This is a genomic window from Klebsiella sp. MPUS7 (assembly GCF_009905335.1).
GTDB lineage: Bacteria > Pseudomonadota > Gammaproteobacteria > Enterobacterales > Enterobacteriaceae > Klebsiella > Klebsiella grimontii.
Window position 1 is genome coordinate 2,415,502 of record NZ_CP047604.1, and the last position, 19,107, is coordinate 2,434,608.

Here is a 19,107-nt window from a genome sequence, read left to right on the forward strand (position 1 = left end):
ATCACTGACCCGCCGTTGTTGTTATCACATTTGTTGTCGGTGGCCTTCCGCCAGTTGAAAAGCTCCACGATAGATCATTTCCGGGTAACGGAAATCTGGCAGGATAATTGTGGTTCAAAATAAGGAAGAGGGCCAATCGCTGGCGCGTCTCTTCCTTGTCATTAGCCGACGAGGCGCGGTTTTCAGAACCAGGTTTCGAGCTGGGCGCCGAAGAATAGCGTACCCGCGCTGTGGTATCCGGCGCTGCCGAAGGTGTCCGTTGCGCAGTAGTTATCCAGCGCGTGGTCCCAGCGCATCCAGGTGGCAAAAAAAGCGGATTTCCGGGCGCTCAAAGAAGTCCGTCACGTTCTGCAGCAATCTTATCGACTTAATGGGCTGGATAATGTTGATAACACATAGCGAATGGGGATTTTTCCCGCCAGGATTCAGAGGGTTGCTCGTCCCAGTGAAACCGGATGGCACCACCGGGTTTTGTATTCACCTGATATATACCCCCTCCGGTTGCAACCATGGCGGCCAAGTGACGAACCATGAATAACAAGCGGGCTGTACCATTTGCTATTAATCCGGGTTTACCGTGACGAACTTGACATATTAATCGGGCTTGCTATTCCTTAAACTGGCGCCCCGATAATAAGCGCAACGGCGAGGTGAAGAATGGCGAGTGAAAAAGAGAGGTTGCCCGGGATAAAAGAGAGTGAATTTTTTCTTAATTTTGAATGTGCTGCCCGCAAATATGGCCTCGGGATATTATTAGGGATAATTCTGGCGGCACTGTTGGGGATTTTTTCAGGTGGCTATTTCAGTACGGCTGAAAAAACAAACGCGCCGGGTAATTTAACGGTGACCTATGAGCGCTTTGGCCGTTTACAAACCGAGTTCAGGCTAAAAATTACCGCCCGGCCCCGCGTCGCCGATAAATATATTTTTAGCCTCGGCGGTGATTTTACCTCTTCCTTTGAACCAGGCAGCATCTGGCCCCGGTCGGATCGGATGTACAGCCAGAACGATCGGCTGTTTTTGGTGTATAATGATTTGAAAAGCATGAATAATTTTTCTATATGGCTTTACGTTACGCCGATCAGTCCGGGAAAATCGAACCACTCTTTACAGCTAAACGGCGAACCCGAAATCCGCTTCTGGCAATTTATTTACCCTTAGGAGGACGCGATGGAGATGGTCTTGCGAGCGTTAGCGATTTATTTAATTTTGCTGGTGGTATTTAAAATCGCCGGCCGCCGGGCGCTATTACAAATGACCAGCTTTGACCTGATTCTGTTGCTTATTATCAGCGAGGCCACCCAGCAGGCGCTGCTGGGAAACGATTTTTCGGTGACCGGTGCGATGCTGACGATAATGACGCTGGTCGTGGTGGATATGCTTTTCGGATTAATGAAAAAATATACGGCGGGCGCGGAATCAGCGCTCGATGGTTGCCCGGTTATATTGGTCGAAAATGGCGTTCCGTTAATCGATAAGCTGAAAAAAGTGGACGTCTCCTGCGATGATATTTTGGTCGCCGCCCGGCAGAATCAGGGGATTACGGAATTAAGTAAAATCAAATATGCCATACTGGAACGGAATGGCCACATTTCTATTATTCCTGCTGAGAGTTAAAAAGGTCTTTTTATGTCAAATAACCCTTATAACCAGGCGAAAACCACCGGCGAGCTGACCAAACAGGTCGCCAGCGCGCTGATTGACCGTCGTTTACGCTTAACCACCGCGGAGTCTTGCACCGGCGGTAGCCTGGCGGCAGCGCTGTGCGCGGAAGCGGATACGGCCGCATTTTACGATATTGGCTTAATCACCTTTAGCGATCGGGCGAAGCAAAAACTTCTCGGCGTCAACGCATCGACGCTGGAAAAATATAGCGCCGTCAGCCGTCAGACCGTTGAAGAGATGTCGACGGGAGCGCTGGCGCGTTCCGGGGCGGATATCAGCATTGCTATTAGCGGATACGCGGGACCTGACGGCGGCGATGACGGGACGCCTGCGGGCACCGTGTGGTTCGCATGGAACTTTCGCGGCGAAATCGACGCGCATAAGACGCTGTTTTCCGGCGAGTGCCAGGACGTGGTGGAAAAAGCCGTGCGCTATTCGCTGGCGATGCTGATGGAAAAGCTGCCCGGCTGGCAGAGCGCATAACACACCCTTATTGCGGAGGTTTGTATGGCAGTCATGGCGATCACTGGCGGTACTGCGGGAGTCGGCAAAGCAACGGCCCTGCGCTTTGCGCAGGCAGGCTATGACGTCGGCATTATTGCCCGCGATGATCACAGCCTGGAAGCGACGAAACGGGAGCTCCTTCGCTATGGCGTTCGGGTTCATACCGTCGAGGCCGATGTGGCTCATGCCGATGCGCTGCTGGCGGCCGCCGGCGAAATTGAAAATCGGCTCGGGGCGATCGACGTGTGGGTCAATAACGCGATGTGCGCGGTGCTGGCGCCTTTCCGGGCGATGACGCACGACGAATTTTTGCGGGTCACGGAGGTCACCTATCTGGGCTACGTCAACGGGACTCGCGCCGCGCTGGAGCTCATGACGCCCCGCGATCGCGGGGTGATTATCCAGGTCGGCTCCGCGCTGGCCTATCGCTCAATTCCGCTACAATCCGCCTACTGCGGGGCGAAGGCTGCGATTCGCGGCTTTACCGATGCGGTTCGCACTGAACTAATGCATGAAAATAGCGGCGTGAGCATTGCCATGGTGCAGATGCCGGGGCTGAATACGCCGCAGTTTGAGTGGGCGCGCAATAAGTTCGCCTGGGCGATGCGCCCGGTGCCGCCGGTATTTCAGCCGGAAGTGGCCGCGCAGGCTATTTTCAACGTCGCGCGCAGGCCCGTACGTGAACTTTGGGTGGGGAGCAGCACGATCCAGTCCATTGTGGGGCAATTTCTTTTCCCCGGCTTGCTTGACCGGCTGATGGTCAAAAAAGCATGGGAAGGGCAAATGACACGCCATTTGAACGCTGATGACCGTCAGGACTACCTCGAACAACCGGTCAGGGGATTACATAAAACCCACGGGCGTTTCTCCTCCGAGGCGAAATATCGCGCCACCGCCATTACCTCCGGCGTGCCGGGAAAAACGCTGCTGGGCGGCGCGGCGGTGGCCGGATTGCTCCTGGCAAGATGGTTGACCTCGCGCAAACACCGCTAACGCAGCGCGCTGCTATTGGTCCAGAACCAGCGGTAACCATACGCGCTAATCTCCAGCTCAACGCGCTTACCGGGGATAAGCGCGTCAGCGTAGGTTTTGTCGGCCAGGCAGGGCGTCCAGACCGCCTCGTCGATCCCTTTCGCGGTAAAGCGCAGCGCTTTTTCACTGAAATTAAGAAAGGTGATGACGCTACGCTCATGGTTATCGTAGCAAATCGCCAGAATCGCCTGCCGATCGGTGCTAATGATACGAAAAGGGGCAACGGCGATTTCCGGGAACTCGGAACGCGTATTGGCGATATCCATTATGCGATGCAGGAGGGAATGGCGGTGCAGCAGTGAATCAGCCACGTTGACTTTCTGATAGCGAAACGGCCCCCGGTCAATCATGGGGGCAACAAAGGTATCGGGGTCGGCTGCGGAGAAGCCGCCGCCGGCTGAACCGGCCCACTGCATCGGCGTACGTACCGCGTACCGCTCTTCGAGCGCCAGATCGTCACCCATGCCGATTTCATCGCCATAACGCATAATCGGTACGCCGGGCAGCGAAAACAGCACGGCGTGACAGAACGCCAGCCGCTGCCGATTGCCGTTTAGCATTGGCGCGAGCCGACGGCGAATGCCGCGCTGATAAACGTTCATCTTTTCATCCGGCGCGAAGGCCTCCAGCACGGTCTGCTTGTTCTTGTTGCCGATACCCTCCAGATCCAGCTCATCATGATTACGCAACCAGTTAGCGAAGCAGCAGGCGTCGGGAGGGACGATGGTTTTCTTTATTGCGTTAATCAGCGGGCGCGCGTTCTGGCTGGCGAGACTGACGTAAAAGTATTTGTTCAACCAGAAGTTAAGCACCATGTTAAGCCGGTTATTATCACCGAAATAGTCGCGGTACTGCTCGACGTCAACGTCAACTTCGCCCAGCAGAATGGCCTGCGGGTTATGCCGCTCGACAAGCCGGCGCAGATGTTCCAGGATCCACAGCCCCCGTTTCTCCTCGCCGCGTCCGGCCTGCTTTGTGAGATGCGCAGCGGCATCCAGACGAAAGCCGGAAACCCCCAGCTTCAGCCAAAAGATAATGATATTTTCGACCTCTTTAATAACGGCAGGCGAGGCCAGGTTGAGATCGGGTTCGTGACGATAAAACATATGGCGAAAATATTGCCCGGCTTCTTCATCCCACGTCCAGATGCTCTCCTCGACGCCGGGAAACATCGGCGGCGTATCGTCATCATCGCTATCCGCCCATAGATAATAGTCGCGAAACGGCGAGCTGCGGCTGCGGCGCGCCCGTTGAAACCACGGATGAGCGTCGGAGGTGTGCTGAATCAGCAGTTCAATAATGACCTGCATCCCTAATTCGCGGGCCTGCTCGATAAAGGCGATGATATCCGCCAGTTGACCAAATCGCGGATCGACCTGCAGGTGGTCGCTGACATCGTAACCTTCGTCCAGAAATGGCGTCAGGTAGAAGGGGGTTATCCAGATTACCGTCGCGCCCATTCGGCGAATATAGCGCAGCTTGGCCGTAATCCCGGCGATGTCGCCGCAGCCATCGCCGTTGAAATCATAAAAGAGGGCGGAATCAATCTGATAGATAATGGCCCGTGTATGCCAGTCAGCCATAGCGTACCTCAGTGATAGCCTTCATTTCCGGAAACTTTGCCGCGGAATACGTAGTAGCTCCATGCGGTGTAAACCAAAATCACCGGAATGATGAGCAGGGTGCCTACCAGCATAAAGAGCTGGCTGGCTGGCGGCGCGGAAGCCTCCCACAGCGTGATATGCGGTGGAATGATATTGGGCCACAAACTGATGCCCAGACCGCTGAAGCCGAGAAAAATGAGCCCAAGCGTCAGGAGGAAAGGACGGGCATGGCTGTTGGGGTTAGCGCTCAGGCGCCAGATCCACAGGCTAAAGACGAGAACCAGAATGGGGACCGGCACAAACCAGTAAAAATTGGGCAGGGTAAACCAGCGTTCAGCAACGGAATGCCAGCCCAGCGGCGTCCAGACGCTGACCACGGCGATGACCGCCAGCAGCGCCAGCAGCGTACGGCGGGTCAGCTCGCGCATACGCTGCTGCAGCGCGCCTTCGCTTTTCATAATCAGCCAGGTCGTGCCAAGCAGCGTATAAGCCACCACCAGCCCTAAGCCGCAGAACAGGCTGAAGGGCGTCAACCAGTCCAGCGCGGAGCCGATGAACCTGCGGTCGGCAACGTCAAAGCCGCTGATGACCGCGCCCACGACGATCCCCTGGCTAAAGGTGGCCAACAACGATCCGCCGACAAACGAGTAATCCCAGAACTTTTGGTGGGAGGGGGTGGCCTTAAAACGAAACTCAAAGGCCACGCCGCGAAAGATCAGACCAATTAGCATGGCAGTAAGGGGAATCGTCAGCGCGTCGGCGATCACGGCGTAGGCCAGCGGAAAGGCGCCGAATAGCCCCGCGCCGCCCAGCACCAGCCAGGTCTCATTGCCGTCCCACACCGGGGCGACGCTGTTCATCATCACGTCACGCTCATTGGCGTTGGGGACAAAGCTGAAGACCATACCGATGCCCAGATCGAAGCCGTCCATCACGATATACATCAGGGTGGCAAACACAATGATGACAAACCAGATCACGGGAATATCGATGCCCATTAGCTTTTCTCCTCTTCAGGCACGGCTTCTGCGGCGGAAAGGGGGCGCGCCGGCGTGCCGGAGGTTGACGACGTTAATTCGCTGACGGGCTGCGGCCCTTTTTTAATCAGCCGGATAATATAGTAATAACCGACGCCGAAGACCGAACAGTACACCGCGATAAAGACCAGCAGGCTGACGATCATTTGCGCTGTGCTATGCAGGGAGACCGCGTCCCGGGTGCGTAAAAAACCATAGATAACCCAGGGCTGGCGGCCCGCTTCGGTCGTGATCCAGCCGGCCAACAGCGCCAGCAGCCCCGCTGGACCCATCGCCAGCGCGGACCACTGAAAGGGGCGGGAGTGATAAAGACGCTGCCGATAGCGCAGCCAGAGGCTCCATACGCCAAGGGCTATCATCAACATGCCCATACCCACCATGATGCGAAACGACCAGAAGACGATAAGGGAGTTTGGCCGATCCTCTTTCGGGAAATCTTTCAGGGCAGGGACCTGTTTATTCAGGCTATGGGTGAGGATCAGGCTGCCAAGCGCCGGGATTTCCAGACCGTATTTGGTGCGCTCTTCCGCCATGTCCGGCACGCCAAACAGCAGCAGCGGGGTGGCTTCGCCGGGTTTATTTTCCCAGTGGCCTTCAATGGCGGCGATTTTTGCCGGCTGATGCTGAAGCGTATTAAGGCCGTGCATATCGCCAACCAACGCCTGGATCGGCGCGACCAGCAGAGCCATCCACATCGCCATTGAGAACATTTTGCGTATCGCCGGCGTATCATTGCCGCGAAGAAGATGCCAGGCGGCGGAGGCGCCGACAAACATCGCGCTGCTGAGAAAAGCGGCGATCGCCATGTGCGACAGGCGATACGGGAAAGAGGGGTTGAAGATAATCGCCAGCCAGTCCTGGGGAATAATGTGACCGTTTTCAATGGTAAAACCCTGCGGCGTCTGCATCCAGCTATTGGACGCGAGGATCCAGAAAGTTGACATCAGCGTGCCCAGCGCCACCATGCAGGTGGTGAAAAAATGCAGTCCTGGGGGGACTTTGTTCCAGCCAAAAAGCATGACGCCCAGGAAGCCCGCTTCGAGGAAAAACGCGGTGAGGACTTCGTAAAGCAGCAGGGGACCGGTAATACTCCCGGCAAACTGAGAGAAACCGCTCCAGTTGGTGCCGAACTGATAGGCCATCACCAGGCCTGAAACCACGCCCATGCCGAAATTAACGGCAAAAATTTTCAGCCAGAAATTATACAGCGAGCGCCAGACGTCGTCTTTTGTCCGCAGCCACATCCCCTCCAGCACCACCAGATAGCTGGCAAGCCCAATGGTAATTGCCGGGAAAAGAATATGAAAAGAGACGGTAAATGCGAACTGCAGCCGTGCCAGATTAAACGCGTCGAGTTCAAACATGATCCGGACCCCATCACATAACAACCCCCCGAACCGAGCAGGGGGGAGTGATTAACAACAGGTGCTGATGATTAAGGCTTTTTCTTACCTTCGCCGAGCTCAGCGCCGGTAAGAGGATCGCCCTCGGGGTCGGATTCGGTCCGTTCCGCCATGGCTTTAACCAGAGCCTTCTGCTCGGCTGTTAACCTGACGCTGACGCTCCCGTCTCCGCCGTCTACTGCAGGCTGCGGATCCGCGACATAGTCGAAGTGCCGATCGCTATTCCAGCTACCGCGTATGTCATCGCCCTCCGACATATTGTAGTAGGTGCTGGCGTATTCGGGGAGTGGCGGTAATTTACCGGGCGGATAGTTGTTTCTGATGGACTGAAGCGCTTTTTCAAAAGAGAGCTGGTGGGCGGCTTCCCGGGTCATCAAAAAGGCCAGCGCATCCTTTACTCCGGGGTCATCAGTGACGTTGATCAGGCGCTCATAGATGATTTTGGCTCGCGCCTCCGCCGCCACGTTGGAGCGTAAATCCGCGGTGGGCTCACCAATGGTGTCAATGTAGGCGGCGGTCCAGGGTACTCCGGCGGAGTTGGTCAGCGGCGTACCTCCACCATATAACAAAGAGGTAATATGGCTGTCGTTACCGTTGGCGGTGAGCGAACGGTACAGGTCGGCTTCGTTTTCGGTTCCCTCCGCAAGGGCACCTTTCGCCCCTTTATTGAGCATGCCAACCAGCGAGCCGATAATTTCAAGGTGGCTCAACTCCTCGGTAGCAATGTCCATCAGCATATCTTTACGACCCGGATCGTCATCGCTCAGACCCTGAGTAAAATAGCGGCATGCGGCGGCCAGCTCACCCTGAGGGCCGCCGAATTGTTCCAGAAGGAGGTTCGCCAGTCCCGGATTTGGCTCCGCGACCCTTACGGTATACTGAAGTTGCTTAACGTGTCGGAACATAGGCTCTTATCCTTATTGCTTATTTTTTAGCTTCGACGCCTTCGGCTTCAGATCGCAGAAGGAACTCCTCCGTCGTTTGCGGAATATGCTTCAGCAGCCAGTCGGCCATTGCCCGCTCCTCTGCCAGAATTGATTCGATGGCCGGGATCGATGCGACGTCGCCAGCTTTATTCGCAGCGGCAAGCAGGGAGGTATAACAAGCGATTTCAAACTGCTCAAAGACATAACCGCTAATTGACCCTTTAACAATTTCATCGGAAGGGAACATGCCGCCAATGGATTGTCCGAAGGCGGCCATTTTGCTCATTGAATCCTTCAGTACCGAACGCGATATATTATTACGGTCGAGAATCTCCTCCAGCACGGTAATTTGGCGTTTGGTTTCAGTTACGTGCTGTTCAATTCTGCTGCGCAGGTCCGGGTAGTTATCGATGCGGCCCGCCATGGATTCCAGCATGGATTCTGCTTGCTTTTCCATTGCATGCGCATCGCGTAGCCAGTCGTGATAATGTTCAAGGTGATTCATAATCAACTCCTTAATATCGGATTATTATCTGGCTATTTATTTTGTGCGTCTTTATTAATATTACCGACCGCCAGGTCAGTTAATTTAAGATCGGTTGATTTTTCTTCTTCTAACGTTTCCGCTAAAAGCTTAACCGCTTTTTTATAACCCAGCTGTTGTGCTAAGGTGGCGAGAGTGCCGTAGCTGGCAATTTCATAATGTTCAACCTTTTGCGCAGCGGCAATTAACGCAGCATCCCGCACTTCATTTTTCTCTGTGCTCTCAATCACTTCGTTAGCTTCTTCAATAAGTCCCTCCATCGCCACGCATTTCATACGTTTAATTTTGATGGCAGGTTCTTGCTCGACAATTTGATCGATACGCTCAATCTGCCCCTGGGTCTCTTCAAGGTGGGCCTTGAACGCGGCGCTGAGCTGTTCGCTTGACGCTGCTCTGGCCAATTTAGCCAGTCCGCGGGTTAATTGTTTTTCAGCGCTGTAAGTATCCGATAAAAGATGAATAAATACGTCTTCTATGCTCTTCATATTCATATGGAAATACCTTTTACACAGGAGAATAACTGCGAGTCCGCAGACCCGCAGGATACTCTTTTATTTACAAGAGAACGAGGCGATTAATAATCAGGAATTATCAGATTTACGTCCGCCACCATGACTATTTTGTCCGCCTTTTTTACCGGCTTCAGATGCACGTTGCGGATCGTTTTTAAAGTTCCCACCGCTGTGCTGACCGCCTTTACGTCCAGCTTCAGATGCTTTATCACGGTCTTCAGCGAAATTACCGGAACCACCACGATGTTCTGCCATATTTTCATACCTCTATTGAGTTTATGTCAGGAAGATACGATTTAGATACGTATCCGTTGTCGTTCAGGAATTAAATTTAGCTGTTATTTCCGAACAGTCAAACCGGTTACTGGTGATATTTTTTTGAAATATTCTGAATTATGCAGCGGTTACCGTTTCGCTTGTTTTTAATGAATATCAGCATAACGGGTTATGATCTAACGAAAGATTTTTATCCGCGAGGGAATATATCCGTGGCCGCTGCGTTAATAAATGCAGGGCAGGCCCGGCGCAGGGCTTTACGTCACTTTACATAACTGCGAAGAATAACTTAGCGGATACTGAACGTTATTAGCAGACGAGTTGAGAAAAATCAGAAAATAATGAATTTACAGAGAAAGGGTGATTTTCGGATATTTCAATGCGGGAGATAAAACAGGCACCAGATCACGAGGCTGTGAAATGGTGCGTCCGAGTGGACTCGAACCACCGACCCCCACCATGTCAAGGTGGTGCTCTAACCAACTGAGCTACGGACGCATTATGGTGCGTTTAATTGGACTCGAACCAACGACCCCCACCATGTCAAGGTGGTGCTCTAACCAACTGAGCTATAAACGCATTATGGTGCGTTCAATTGGACTCGAACCAACGACCCCCACCATGTCAAGGTGGTGCTCTAACCAACTGAGCTATGAACGCAATGTTGCAGCGGCAACGGGGACGCATATTAGCCGGAGGGAGGGGTTGTGGCAAGAGGCAAACGTCACTTTTCTTCCAGTTTTCTCGCGATCGCAGAAGTTTTACCCATATTGCTGATATTTTACTGATGCAAAAGAATATTTCTTCATCAATAAGCGATAACGGCGCCGAATCAGCGCCGTTGGTTTCGCCGCGGGCTAGCGCGCCGCGCGCTGTAAAATGATGCTGGAAGGCTGACGCTGCAGGAAACGCATACGCAGCATCATCATCACGGCGGCGGAGGTGAGACCAATAATAAACCCGCACCAGAAACCGGCGGGGCCCATGCGCGGCACGACCAGATCGGTCAGGGCCAGCAGGTAGCCGCTCGGCAGACCCAATACCCAGTAGGCGGTAAAGGTAATAAAGAAGATGGAACGCGTGTCTTTATAGCCGCGCAGGATCCCGCTGCCGATCACCTGAACGGAGTCGGAAATCTGGTAGATGGCCGCGAGCAGCATTAGCTGGGACGCCAGGGCCACGACCTCGGGATTGTCGTTATACAGCAGGGCGATTTGCTTACGCATCAGAATGGTGAACACCGCTGTGAAAACGGCCATGCATACCCCAACGCCGACGCCGGTTCTGGCCGAGGTCTGCGCCTCCAGCGTTGACCCCTGCCCGAGACGGAAGCCGACGCGAATGGTCACCGCGGCCGCCAGCGAGAGCGGCAACACGAACATCAGCGAGCTGAAGTTAAGGGCAATCTGATGCCCGGCCACGTCAACGATCCCCAACGGCGAGACCAGCAGCGCGACGACGGCAAACAGCGTGACTTCGAAAAACAGCGCCAGCGCAATCGGCAGGCCCAGCTGTACCAGACGCTGGATGACGGCGAAATCCGGTTTGCTGAAGCGCTCCTGGAGATGAATATCGCGCATTGAACGCGCGCGGCGCACCCAGAACAGCATGCTGAAAAACATCACCCAGTAAACCGATGCCGTCGCCACGCCGCAGCCAATCCCGCCGAGTTCCGGCATACCGAAGTGACCGTAGATAAAAATGTAGTTCACCGGAATGTTGACCAGCAGGCCGATAAATCCCATGACCATTCCCGGCTTGGTTTTCGCCAGCCCTTCACACTGGTTACGGGCAACCTGAAAGAACAGATAGCCGGGCGCGCCCCACAGCAGCGCGCGCAGGTAGCCGACCGCTTTGTCAGCCATCGCCGGGTCGATGTTATGCATTGAGCTGATAATGTAACCGGCGTTCCACAGCACGACCATTACCAGGATGGAGACGAAGCCGGCCAGCCAGAATCCCTGGCGCACCTGATGGGCGATACGCTCGCGGCGACCAGAACCATTCAGCTGGGCAATAACGGGCGTCAGGGCCAGCAGCAGGCCGTGGCCAAAGAGGATCGCCGGTAGCCAGATGGAGGTGCCGATGGCAACGGCCGCCATGTCGGTGGCGCTATAGCCGCCCGCCATCACGGTATCGACAAAGCCCATGGCGGTTTGGGCGACCTGGGCAAGAATAACGGGTATAGCCAGTGCTAATAACTGACGCGCTTCAATAAAATACTTCTGCACGTGAACACCTATATATTGTTGTTATTGGGGGACTAAAAAAGCCGCCATCGAGGGCAGCAAGAAGAAAAAGCAGAGGGATTTGCCAGACTATTGTAGCGAGGATTAGCCATTTAGCCAGTGAAAAAATTCCTCTGCACGTTGTGCGCTGGCAACCTGTTTTGCCAGCTGTTATTGTTCGTCATAGCCTAAAACGGTACTGATACCGTCACGAATTTATACAGGAGCAAAATATGTTTACCGGTATTGTGCAGGGGACCGCCAAAGTGGTGGCTATCGATGAAAAACCCAACTTTCGCACCCACGTTGTGGAGCTGCCTGAGCATATGCTCGCGGGGCTCGAAACGGGCGCTTCGGTAGCGCACAACGGCTGCTGCTTGACGGTCACGGATATCAATGGCCCGCGAGTGAGTTTTGATCTGATGAAGGAGACCTTGCGGATAACCAATCTGGGCGCGATCCGCGAGGGCGACAGCGTCAACGTTGAGCGCGCGGCCAAATTCAGCGATGAAATTGGCGGCCACCTGATGTCAGGTCATATTATGACCACCGCGGAGGTGGTGAAAATTCTGACCTCGGAAAATAATCGCCAGATTTGGTTTAAGGTTCAGGACCCGACGATGATGAAATATATCCTCTATAAAGGATATATCGGCGTAGATGGGATTAGCCTCACCGTCGGTGAAGTGACGCCAACTCGGTTCTGCGTGCATTTAATTCCGGAAACGCTGCAGCGCACCACGCTTGGGGTGAAAAAGCTGGGCGATCGGGTGAATATTGAAATCGATCCGCAGACGCAGGCGGTCATCGATACCGTTGAGCGCGTGCTGGCGGCGAAAGAAGCAGAAGCGGCGCTGAAAACGACGGCCGAATAATAAAATCCCCCCGCCGAAGCGGGGGATATTTTTAGCGGGCCACGCGCAGGCCGTGTTCGGCCCCGCGAGAAAAAACCACCTGCCACAGTTGGATATCGCGCGCGCGGAAAGCGCCGGCACAGGCATTCAGGTAATAGCTGAACATGCGTTTAAAGCGTTCTGAATAGTTGTCGGCAATATCCGGCCAGCTATTAAGGAAGCGTTCATACCAGGCCATAAGCGTCGTGTCGTAGTCGGCACCGAAATTATGCCAGTCTTCCATAACAAAATGCGATTCGCTGGCTTCGGCAATATGGCGTACCGACGGCAGACAGCCGTTAGGGAAGATATATTTGTTGATCCAGGGATCAACGCTATGGTCGGTTTTTTTCGAGCCGATGGTGTGGAGCAGGAAACGACCGTCGGGCTTCAGATTACGATCGACCACATCAAAATAGGTGGCGTAATTTTTAGGCCCGACGTGTTCGAACATGCCGACTGAAACAATACGATCAAAGCTTTCGTGCAGGTCGCGATAGTCCTGGAGGAGGATGGTGACGTCGAGGTCCGCGCAGCGCTCCTGCGCCATTTTCTGCTGCTCTGCCGAGATGGTAACGCCCACCACGCTGACCTGGTAATTTTTGGCCATGTAGTAAGCCAGCCCGCCCCAGCCGCAGCCGATATCCAGCACCCGCATACCGGGCTCAAGCTCAAGTTTACGGCAGATCAGATCCAGTTTAGCCTGCTGCGCGTCATCGAGAGTTTCCGCGTCTTTCCAGTACGCGCAGGAATACTGCATATAAGGGTCGAGCATGCGGCTGAACAGATCGTTGCCTAAATCATAATGCTCTTTGCCGACAATCCAGGACCGTTTTTTACTTTGCAGATTGAATAAGCGTGCGCTGGCGATACGCAAGGTATCTTTGAAATGATGGGGAAGCTGATTTTCCAGTCCGGCGCGTAAAACTTTATGGAAAAAAATATCCAGCCGTTCACAATCCCACCAGCCGTCCATATAGCTTTCGCCGAGCCCCAGCGACCCCTCCTGCAAAACGCGCTTAAAAAAGAGCGGGTTTTTAATCCGTAGATCGGAGGGCGCAGGACCATTAATTTCGATGCCCGCACGGCCTAATAATTCAGCTGCAATTCGGTACCAATCATCATTTGGTACACTGACTACTTCTTCTATACACGATGAACTCATAGCTTCTCCATCACGCCCAAGTGATCAGAACCTTAAAACAGCGTAGACGCTTTTTTGGCTTTGTGAGAAATCTCACGGTTAATCCGTGAGGCTGCTATCCGACGTAGAACAGAGGAAGGGAGGTAACCCTTGCCGAAAGGCCTTCCATGGTGAAACGGGATGCATCCTGCTCCCGTTAAATCAATTAATCTTTCTATTTATGTGATGCCGGATCCAGTATAGGCCGCTAAAAACACGCTTTCAACAAAAATATCTTAGCAAGCTAATTACTGGATTCTTTAACTATCAGTAGAATAGCTTACGCATGTGACGATTCTGTTGCCGGATGCGCGGCTTTATACTGCATGCGGTAGCCTATGCCGGCCAGCACGATGGAAACCAGCATCACGCTGGTGGTCGTTTGCAGCGGCGTGGCAATCAGCGTGGAGACCAGCAGGCTGGTCAGGAAGCAGAGGCCAAGCTGCAGAGTGTTTTGCAGCGCCGCGGCACGGCCGGTCGCCTGCGGGAATGGCTTCAGGGCCTGCGCGACGACGATAGGATAAATACCGCCGTTCACCACCGCCATGGCGCAGAACGGAATCATCAACCCAACAAGCGTCGCGTTCTCCTGCAGGCCAACCAGCCAGGTGGCGGCGACGCTGACGGCGAAAATCGCCAGCAGCCAGGGAAGAATTTGCTGCCCCTGCCATTTTTGTAGCGCCGCGCGGCAACCATAACCGCCCACCAGAAACGCGATAGTCTGCGGAACATAGCTCAGGCCAATAACGGTCGGACCGTAGCCCATGTCATGGAGGATAAACGGCGAGCCCGTGAGCCAGGCGAAAAAGCTGGCGGAACAGGCGGCGTAGATCAGCACGTTACCGCTATATTCCCGCGAGCGCAGCAGGGCGAGGAAGGTGAGCTTCTGCTGGACGCTGACGATCGGTTTATTCGCTGGCTTCAGGCGCAGGGCAGGCAGCATCAGCAGCAGGGTAATGGCGAACAGAACGGCAAAAATGGCCTGCCATTCGAAGTGGACCAGCAGCCAGCTGCCAAGCAGCGGCGCCAGCGCCGGCGACAAACCAACCAGCGGCATAATGGCGGCGAAAATACGGTTGGTTCTTTGCGCAGGGTAATAATCGGTTACCATTGCCTGCCAGGTCACCGCGGCGGCGCAAACCCCCAGAGCCTGGATAAAGCGCAGCGCCAGCATCAGGCCGGCATCGCGCACCCACAGCATCCCCAGGCAGCCGACAGCAAAGATAGCCAGACCGCTCAGCAGCACCGGCTTACGGCCATAGCGATCGGAAATGGGGCCCCAGAAGAGCTGCCCAAGCGCAAAGCCCGCCAGGAACAGGCTCAGGCTGGCGCTGACTGAGGCGGCGGAAGTATTCAGATCCTGTTGCATGGCGGCGAAAGCCGGAAGATACATATCGGTGGCCAGAAAGCCCAGTACGCTGAGGCCAGCCAGCCAGACTAAAAATCCTTTCCCAGGTTGTTGCATAACATTCTCTTTTTATTGTGCAGGTACGATGGCGCAGAGTGTAGGGAGTGCATTAAGGCTTGTGAAACGCTAATATTTGTCAGATGAGTTCAAAAATTTTGCAGGCAGAAAATGTGGTCTGAATACTCGCTTGAAGTTGTCGATGCTGTCGCCCGAAACGGCAGCTTTAGCGCCGCCGCCCAGGAACTGCACCGCGTACCCTCGGCCGTCAGCTATACCGTACGTCAGCTGGAGGAGTGGCTGGCGGTACCGTTGTTCGAACGCCGCCATCGGGATGTGGAATTAACGCCGGCCGGCGTCTGGTTTTTACAGGAAGGGCGATCTGTTATCAAAAAAATGCAGATCACCCGCCAGCAGTGCCAGCAGATCGCCAACGGCTGGCGCGGGCAGCTCTCCATCGCGGTTGATAACATCGTTAAACCCACGCGTATGCGGCAGATGATCGTTGATTTTTATCGCCATTTTGATGACGTCGAGCTGATCGTCTTTCAGGAGGTGTTCAACGGCGTCTGGGATGCGCTCGCCGACGGTCGCGTGGAATTAGCCATCGGCGCGACGCGCTCCATTCCGGTAGGGGGACGCTACGCCTTCCGCGATATGGGGATGCTGAGCTGGGACTGCGTCGTTGCGAGCCACCATCCGCTGGCAAAAATGGCGGGGCCTTTGAGCGATGACGTGTTGCGCAACTGGCCGTCGCTGGTCAGAGAGGATACGTCACGCTCGCTGCCGAAGCGGACCACGTGGCTGCTCGATAACCAGAAGAGGGTAGTCGTGCCGGACTGGGATGCTTCTGAAACCTGCCTCTCCGCCGGACTGTGCGTCGGTATGGTGCCCGGGCATTTAGCGCGTCCGTGGCTGGATAGCGGCGAATGGACGGCGCTGGAGCTGGAGAACCCCTTCCCGGATGCCGCATGCTGCCTGACGTGGCAGCAAAGCGACGCTTCGCCGGCGCTGCTCTGGTTACTGGATTATCTTGGCGATAGCGAAACGCTAAACCGGGAGTGGCTGCGGGCGCCGGAATAACCGACGCCGCAAGCAGGGCTAACGGCGATAATCGACAAACGGACCATCGGCCACGGAACGGCGCTCGACCAGGCGCGGATGGACTTCAATCGACTGCGAGACTTCACGCTTATTGACGATACGGTCCAGCAGCATATTAAAGGCCGCTTCGCCAAGAGAGTCCTTAGGCTGATGAATGGTGGTCAGTGCCGGGCTAAAGTAGCGGGCGTTGCGCACGTTATCATAACCGATCAGCGAAATATCCTGCGGCACGCGCAGGCCCATTTCATCCGCCGCGCAGATGGCGCCCATCGCCATAATATCCCCGCCGCAGAAGATGGCCGTTGGGCGAGGGTGCTGGGCGAGAATTTGCTGCATGGCGCGGTAGCCGGATTCCGGCTCGAAATCACCCTGTACAATCCAGTTTTCCGGGACGTTAATCTGCGCCTCTTCCATCGCTTTCATAAAACCCGCCAGCCGGCCTGCGCCGGTGTTACGCTCCAGCGGGCCGGGGATCACGCCGATGTCGCGATGGCCGCGTTCAACCAGGTAGCGTCCGGCGATATAGCCGCCCTCGAAGGCGTTATCGACGACCGAATCGGTAAAGTCGGCTTTTGCCTCGCCCCAGTCCATCACCACCATCGGGATATGGCGATACTCTTCCAGCATGCTTAACACCGATTCCGGATACTCGGAACACATCACCAGCAGGCCGTCGACGCGTTTCTGCGCCATCATTGACAAATAGGCGCGCTGTTTCTCCGGGTCGTTCCACGCGTTGCCGAGGATCAGGGTGTAGCCCTTCTGGAAACAGCTTTTCTCAACGGCTTCGATAATCTCAGCGAAATAGGCCGCTTCGCTGCTGGTCGCCAGCAGACCAATCGACTTGGTGTGATTGACCTTCAGGCTGCGGGCAACGGCGCTGGGGGAGTAATGCAGCTCTTTTATTGCCGCCCATACCGCATTGCGCGTCTCTTCCGCAACAAAACGGGTTTTGTTAATCACATGTGACACTGTTGTAGTGGAAACGTTTGCGCGCTTCGCTACATCTTTAATAGTTGCCATTACTTCTCACTCCAGACCTTGACCTGATCGTCTGTTTATCGGTACGTAAACGTTTGCCTGTACACACCCTGACGCCAAAATTGAGCATGGCATCACGTCGGGAAAACGACACAGAACGACAGGAAGGGGTCAATGGCCGATACGCTTTCAAATTAGCGTGGGATTTTGTCCGATCTTGGGGCAAAGGGGAAGAGCAAAAATGTGCATCACTCTAAATCTCGGAAGATTTTTACGCTATTCTGTGTAAAAATGAGCAAGCTCACTTTTCATGTGGGGATAATCAGGGGGAAAAATTGATGGATATAAATTTAAAGTTTTCGCTGACAACAACGATTATTGTTTTGGGTTTGATTGTTGCCGCAGGTTTGACCGCAGTACTGCACTAGTTCTGCGATAAGGGAGGGGCCGCTCTCCCTTTTACTCCACCTATTATTATCATTTTCGCAAAAATCTTTTGCCATTTCGTTCACTTTTGTTTTTCTGTGATTGATGTCATGCTTTTGACTTCTGATGAGATGCCGTCGCGGAAGGCGGCCTGATGGAGTCCCTGCATGAAAATCAACTTTCCCCTGCTCGCGCTGGCGATCGGTGCCTTTGGCATCGGCACGACCGAGTTCTCCCCGATGGGGCTATTACCGGTTATCGCTAAAGGCGTTGACGTTTCGATTCCGGCGGCGGGAATGCTGATTAGCGCCTATGCCATCGGCGTAATGGTTGGCGCGCCGCTGATGACGCTGCTGCTCTCCCACCGCGCGCGCAGAAACGCGCTGATCTTTCTGATGGCGATTTTTACCCTCGGCAACGTGCTCTCTTCCATTGCGCCGGATTACACCACGCTGCTGCTGTCGCGGATCATTACCAGCCTTAACCATGGCGCTTTCTTTGGCCTGGGCTCGGTGGTGGCGGCAAGCGTGGTGCCAAAACATAAGCAGGCCAGCGCGGTGGCGACGATGTTTATGGGGCTGACGATCGCCAACATCGGCGGCGTACCCGCAGCAACCTGGCTGGGTGAAACCATCGGCTGGCGAATGTCGTTCCTTGCAACGGCGGGGCTGGGCGTGGTGGCGATAATCGGCCTGTGGTTTTCCTTACCGAAGGGCAGCGCCGGCGAGCGCCCAAATGTGAAGCAGGAGCTTTCGGTGCTGATGCGCCCGCAGGTGCTGTCGGCGCTGCTGACTACCGTGCTGGGGGCAGGGGCGATGTTTACGCTCTATACCTATATTTCCCCGGTTCTGCATACCATTACCAACGCCTCTCCGCTGTTTGTCACCGCGATGCTGGTGCTGATCGGCGTGGGCTTTTCGCTGGGCAACTATCTTGGCGGTAAATTTGCTGACCGCTCCGTTTCCGGGACGCTGAAGGGCTTTCTGCTGCTGCTGATGGTTATCATGCTGGCGATCCCGCTGCTGGCGCAATCGCAGGTGGGCGCGGCAATCAGCATGGTGGTCTGGGGCGCGGCGACCTTTGCGGTGGTGCCGCCTTTGCAGATGCGGGTGATGCGCGTGGCCCACGAAGCGCCGGGGCTGTCGTCGTCGGTCAATATCGGGGCTTTCAACCTTGGAAACGCGCTGGGAGCGGCGGCGGGAGGCGCAGTCATTAGCGGCGGCCTCGGCTATGCGTTTGTCCCGGTGATGGGGGCGATTATCGCGGGCGTTGCGCTGCTGTTGGTGCTGTTCAGCGCGCGGGGGCAGCCGGAAGAGGCGTTCGCCAACCGTTAAGATCGCGTGCTGTGAGAGAATAACCGCAGAAGCCGAAAGGCATCTGCGGT

20 protein-coding genes and 3 tRNA genes are annotated in these 19,107 nt (G+C 55.0%); 8 read left to right on the forward strand and 15 right to left on the reverse strand.

Annotated elements, in window-relative coordinates:
* Window positions 1-182: 182 nt before the first annotated feature.
* Window positions 183-332 (reverse strand): carbohydrate porin, encoded by a 150-nt coding sequence (locus tag GUC22_RS11315; protein WP_223226848.1) that lies wholly within the window; start codon window positions 330-332, stop codon window positions 183-185.
* A gap of 325 nt (window positions 333-657) precedes the next feature.
* Here GUC22_RS11315 and GUC22_RS11320 point away from each other — a divergent pair, with 325 nt between their 5' ends.
* The 4 genes from GUC22_RS11320 to GUC22_RS11335 are packed head-to-tail and all read left to right on the forward strand — an operon-like array spanning window position 658 to window position 3,162.
* Window positions 658-1,161 carry a hypothetical protein gene (locus GUC22_RS11320; RefSeq protein ID WP_160183520.1) on the forward strand — a complete coding sequence of 168 codons (504 nt, stop codon included), beginning with the start codon at window positions 658-660 and terminating at the stop codon, window positions 1,159-1,161.
* A gap of 9 nt (window positions 1,162-1,170) precedes the next feature.
* A complete protein-coding gene (locus GUC22_RS11325) occupies window positions 1,171-1,617 on the forward strand; it encodes a DUF421 domain-containing protein (RefSeq protein WP_004136748.1) in 447 nt (148 codons plus the stop codon).
* A gap of 12 nt (window positions 1,618-1,629) precedes the next feature.
* Window positions 1,630-2,148, forward strand: a complete 519-nt coding sequence (locus GUC22_RS11330) for a 2-oxo-tetronate isomerase (protein ID WP_004136749.1) — start codon at window positions 1,630-1,632, stop codon at window positions 2,146-2,148.
* Window positions 2,149-2,172: 24 nt separating this feature from the next.
* Window positions 2,173-3,162, forward strand: coding sequence for an SDR family oxidoreductase (locus tag GUC22_RS11335; protein WP_024357959.1), 990 nt, complete (start codon window positions 2,173-2,175; stop codon window positions 3,160-3,162).
* Here GUC22_RS11335 and GUC22_RS11340 read toward each other — a convergent pair.
* The 11 genes from GUC22_RS11340 to mdtK form a co-directional block, all read right to left on the reverse strand.
* Complete coding sequence (locus GUC22_RS11340) at window positions 3,159-4,784, reverse strand: alpha-amylase family protein (RefSeq protein WP_049088703.1); 1,626 nt, start codon at window positions 4,782-4,784, stop codon at window positions 3,159-3,161. The two genes, GUC22_RS11335 and GUC22_RS11340, sit on opposite strands and share 4 nt — an antisense overlap.
* Window positions 4,785-4,792: 8 nt before the next feature.
* Window positions 4,793-5,803: a cytochrome d ubiquinol oxidase subunit II gene (gene cydB / locus GUC22_RS11345; protein WP_024357961.1), complete on the reverse strand. Its 1,011-nt coding sequence runs from the start codon at window positions 5,801-5,803 to the stop codon at window positions 4,793-4,795.
* A complete protein-coding gene (locus GUC22_RS11350; RefSeq protein WP_024357962.1) occupies window positions 5,803-7,206 on the reverse strand; it encodes a cytochrome ubiquinol oxidase subunit I in 1,404 nt (467 codons plus the stop codon). The genes cydB and GUC22_RS11350 overlap by 1 nt, the downstream gene beginning before the upstream one ends.
* A 71-nt stretch (window positions 7,207-7,277) precedes the next feature.
* The gene (locus GUC22_RS11355; RefSeq protein ID WP_004136760.1) at window positions 7,278-8,150 is read right to left on the reverse strand and encodes a manganese catalase family protein; all 873 of its coding nucleotides are present in this window, start codon (window positions 8,148-8,150) and stop codon (window positions 7,278-7,280) included.
* 19 nt (window positions 8,151-8,169) lie between these two features.
* Window positions 8,170-8,676 carry a ferritin-like domain-containing protein gene (locus tag GUC22_RS11360; RefSeq protein ID WP_004136762.1) on the reverse strand — a complete coding sequence of 169 codons (507 nt, stop codon included), beginning with the start codon at window positions 8,674-8,676 and terminating at the stop codon, window positions 8,170-8,172.
* A gap of 32 nt (window positions 8,677-8,708) precedes the next feature.
* A complete protein-coding gene (locus tag GUC22_RS11365; RefSeq protein WP_004136765.1) occupies window positions 8,709-9,206 on the reverse strand; it encodes a ferritin-like domain-containing protein in 498 nt (165 codons plus the stop codon).
* Window positions 9,207-9,296: 90 nt separating this feature from the next.
* Complete coding sequence (locus tag GUC22_RS11370; RefSeq protein WP_004136767.1) at window positions 9,297-9,482, reverse strand: general stress protein; 186 nt, start codon at window positions 9,480-9,482, stop codon at window positions 9,297-9,299.
* 442 nt (window positions 9,483-9,924) lie between these two features.
* Window positions 9,925-10,001 (reverse strand) — tRNA-Val (locus GUC22_RS11375).
* A gap of 4 nt (window positions 10,002-10,005) precedes the next feature.
* A tRNA-Val gene (locus GUC22_RS11380) sits at window positions 10,006-10,082 on the reverse strand.
* Window positions 10,083-10,086: 4 nt separating this feature from the next.
* Window positions 10,087-10,163: transfer RNA gene (locus GUC22_RS11385), tRNA-Val, on the reverse strand.
* A gap of 197 nt (window positions 10,164-10,360) precedes the next feature.
* Window positions 10,361-11,734, reverse strand: coding sequence for an MdtK family multidrug efflux MATE transporter (mdtK, locus tag GUC22_RS11390; protein WP_024357964.1), 1,374 nt, complete (start codon window positions 11,732-11,734; stop codon window positions 10,361-10,363).
* Window positions 11,735-11,964: 230 nt separating this feature from the next.
* On the opposite strand from mdtK, the gene GUC22_RS11395 reads away from it, so the two are divergent.
* Window positions 11,965-12,606, forward strand: coding sequence for a riboflavin synthase (locus GUC22_RS11395; RefSeq protein WP_024357965.1), 642 nt, complete (start codon window positions 11,965-11,967; stop codon window positions 12,604-12,606).
* Window positions 12,607-12,637: 31 nt separating this feature from the next.
* Here GUC22_RS11395 and cfa read toward each other — a convergent pair whose 3' ends face one another.
* Both cfa and punC read right to left on the reverse strand, forming a co-directional pair.
* Window positions 12,638-13,789 (reverse strand): cyclopropane fatty acyl phospholipid synthase, encoded by a 1,152-nt coding sequence (gene cfa, locus GUC22_RS11400; protein WP_004136772.1) that lies wholly within the window; start codon window positions 13,787-13,789, stop codon window positions 12,638-12,640.
* A gap of 298 nt (window positions 13,790-14,087) precedes the next feature.
* Window positions 14,088-15,272 (reverse strand): purine nucleoside transporter PunC, encoded by a 1,185-nt coding sequence (gene punC, locus GUC22_RS11405; protein WP_024357966.1) that lies wholly within the window; start codon window positions 15,270-15,272, stop codon window positions 14,088-14,090.
* A gap of 111 nt (window positions 15,273-15,383) precedes the next feature.
* On the opposite strand from punC, the gene punR reads away from it, so the two are divergent.
* Window positions 15,384-16,295 carry a DNA-binding transcriptional activator PunR gene (gene punR, locus GUC22_RS11410; RefSeq protein ID WP_004119464.1) on the forward strand — a complete coding sequence of 304 codons (912 nt, stop codon included), beginning with the start codon at window positions 15,384-15,386 and terminating at the stop codon, window positions 16,293-16,295.
* Window positions 16,296-16,313: 18 nt separating this feature from the next.
* On the opposite strand, the gene purR is transcribed toward punR, so the two are convergent.
* Complete coding sequence (gene purR, locus GUC22_RS11415) at window positions 16,314-17,339, reverse strand: HTH-type transcriptional repressor PurR (protein ID WP_004119465.1); 1,026 nt, start codon at window positions 17,337-17,339, stop codon at window positions 16,314-16,316.
* Between the two features lie 296 nt (window positions 17,340-17,635).
* Between purR and GUC22_RS11420 the strand changes: the two genes are divergently transcribed.
* Together GUC22_RS11420 and GUC22_RS11425 are read left to right on the forward strand one after the other, a co-directional pair.
* Window positions 17,636-17,725, forward strand: a complete 90-nt coding sequence (locus GUC22_RS11420) for a YnhF family membrane protein (RefSeq protein ID WP_049250536.1) — start codon at window positions 17,636-17,638, stop codon at window positions 17,723-17,725.
* A 165-nt stretch (window positions 17,726-17,890) separates the two neighbouring features.
* Window positions 17,891-19,057: an MFS transporter gene (locus tag GUC22_RS11425; protein WP_064371808.1), complete on the forward strand. Its 1,167-nt coding sequence runs from the start codon at window positions 17,891-17,893 to the stop codon at window positions 19,055-19,057.
* Window positions 19,058-19,107: the final 50 nt, after the last annotated feature.

Bases quoted from the DNA above. Each gene is read 5' to 3' on its own strand.
- GUC22_RS11320 (WP_160183520.1), top strand. From the start codon at position 658: ATGGCGAGTGAAAAAGAGAGGTTGCCCGGGATAAAAGAGAGTGAATTT.
- GUC22_RS11325 (WP_004136748.1), top strand. From the start codon at position 1,171: ATGGAGATGGTCTTGCGAGCGTTAGCGATTTATTTAATTTTGCTGGTG.
- GUC22_RS11330 (WP_004136749.1), top strand. From the start codon at position 1,630: ATGTCAAATAACCCTTATAACCAGGCGAAAACCACCGGCGAGCTGACC.
- GUC22_RS11335 (WP_024357959.1), top strand. From the start codon at position 2,173: ATGGCAGTCATGGCGATCACTGGCGGTACTGCGGGAGTCGGCAAAGCA.
- GUC22_RS11340 (WP_049088703.1), bottom strand. From the start codon at position 4,784: ATGGCTGACTGGCATACACGGGCCATTATCTATCAGATTGATTCCGCC.
- cydB (WP_024357961.1), bottom strand. From the start codon at position 5,803: ATGGGCATCGATATTCCCGTGATCTGGTTTGTCATCATTGTGTTTGCC.
- GUC22_RS11350 (WP_024357962.1), bottom strand. From the start codon at position 7,206: ATGTTTGAACTCGACGCGTTTAATCTGGCACGGCTGCAGTTCGCATTT.
- GUC22_RS11355 (WP_004136760.1), bottom strand. From the start codon at position 8,150: ATGTTCCGACACGTTAAGCAACTTCAGTATACCGTAAGGGTCGCGGAG.
- GUC22_RS11360 (WP_004136762.1), bottom strand. From the start codon at position 8,676: ATGAATCACCTTGAACATTATCACGACTGGCTACGCGATGCGCATGCA.
- GUC22_RS11365 (WP_004136765.1), bottom strand. From the start codon at position 9,206: ATGAATATGAAGAGCATAGAAGACGTATTTATTCATCTTTTATCGGAT.
- GUC22_RS11370 (WP_004136767.1), bottom strand. From the start codon at position 9,482: ATGGCAGAACATCGTGGTGGTTCCGGTAATTTCGCTGAAGACCGTGAT.
- GUC22_RS11395 (WP_024357965.1), top strand. From the start codon at position 11,965: ATGTTTACCGGTATTGTGCAGGGGACCGCCAAAGTGGTGGCTATCGAT.
- cfa (WP_004136772.1), bottom strand. From the start codon at position 13,789: ATGAGTTCATCGTGTATAGAAGAAGTAGTCAGTGTACCAAATGATGAT.
- punC (WP_024357966.1), bottom strand. From the start codon at position 15,272: ATGCAACAACCTGGGAAAGGATTTTTAGTCTGGCTGGCTGGCCTCAGC.
- punR (WP_004119464.1), top strand. From the start codon at position 15,384: ATGTGGTCTGAATACTCGCTTGAAGTTGTCGATGCTGTCGCCCGAAAC.
- purR (WP_004119465.1), bottom strand. From the start codon at position 17,339: ATGGCAACTATTAAAGATGTAGCGAAGCGCGCAAACGTTTCCACTACA.
- GUC22_RS11420 (WP_049250536.1), top strand. From the start codon at position 17,636: ATGGATATAAATTTAAAGTTTTCGCTGACAACAACGATTATTGTTTTG.
- GUC22_RS11425 (WP_064371808.1), top strand. From the start codon at position 17,891: ATGAAAATCAACTTTCCCCTGCTCGCGCTGGCGATCGGTGCCTTTGGC.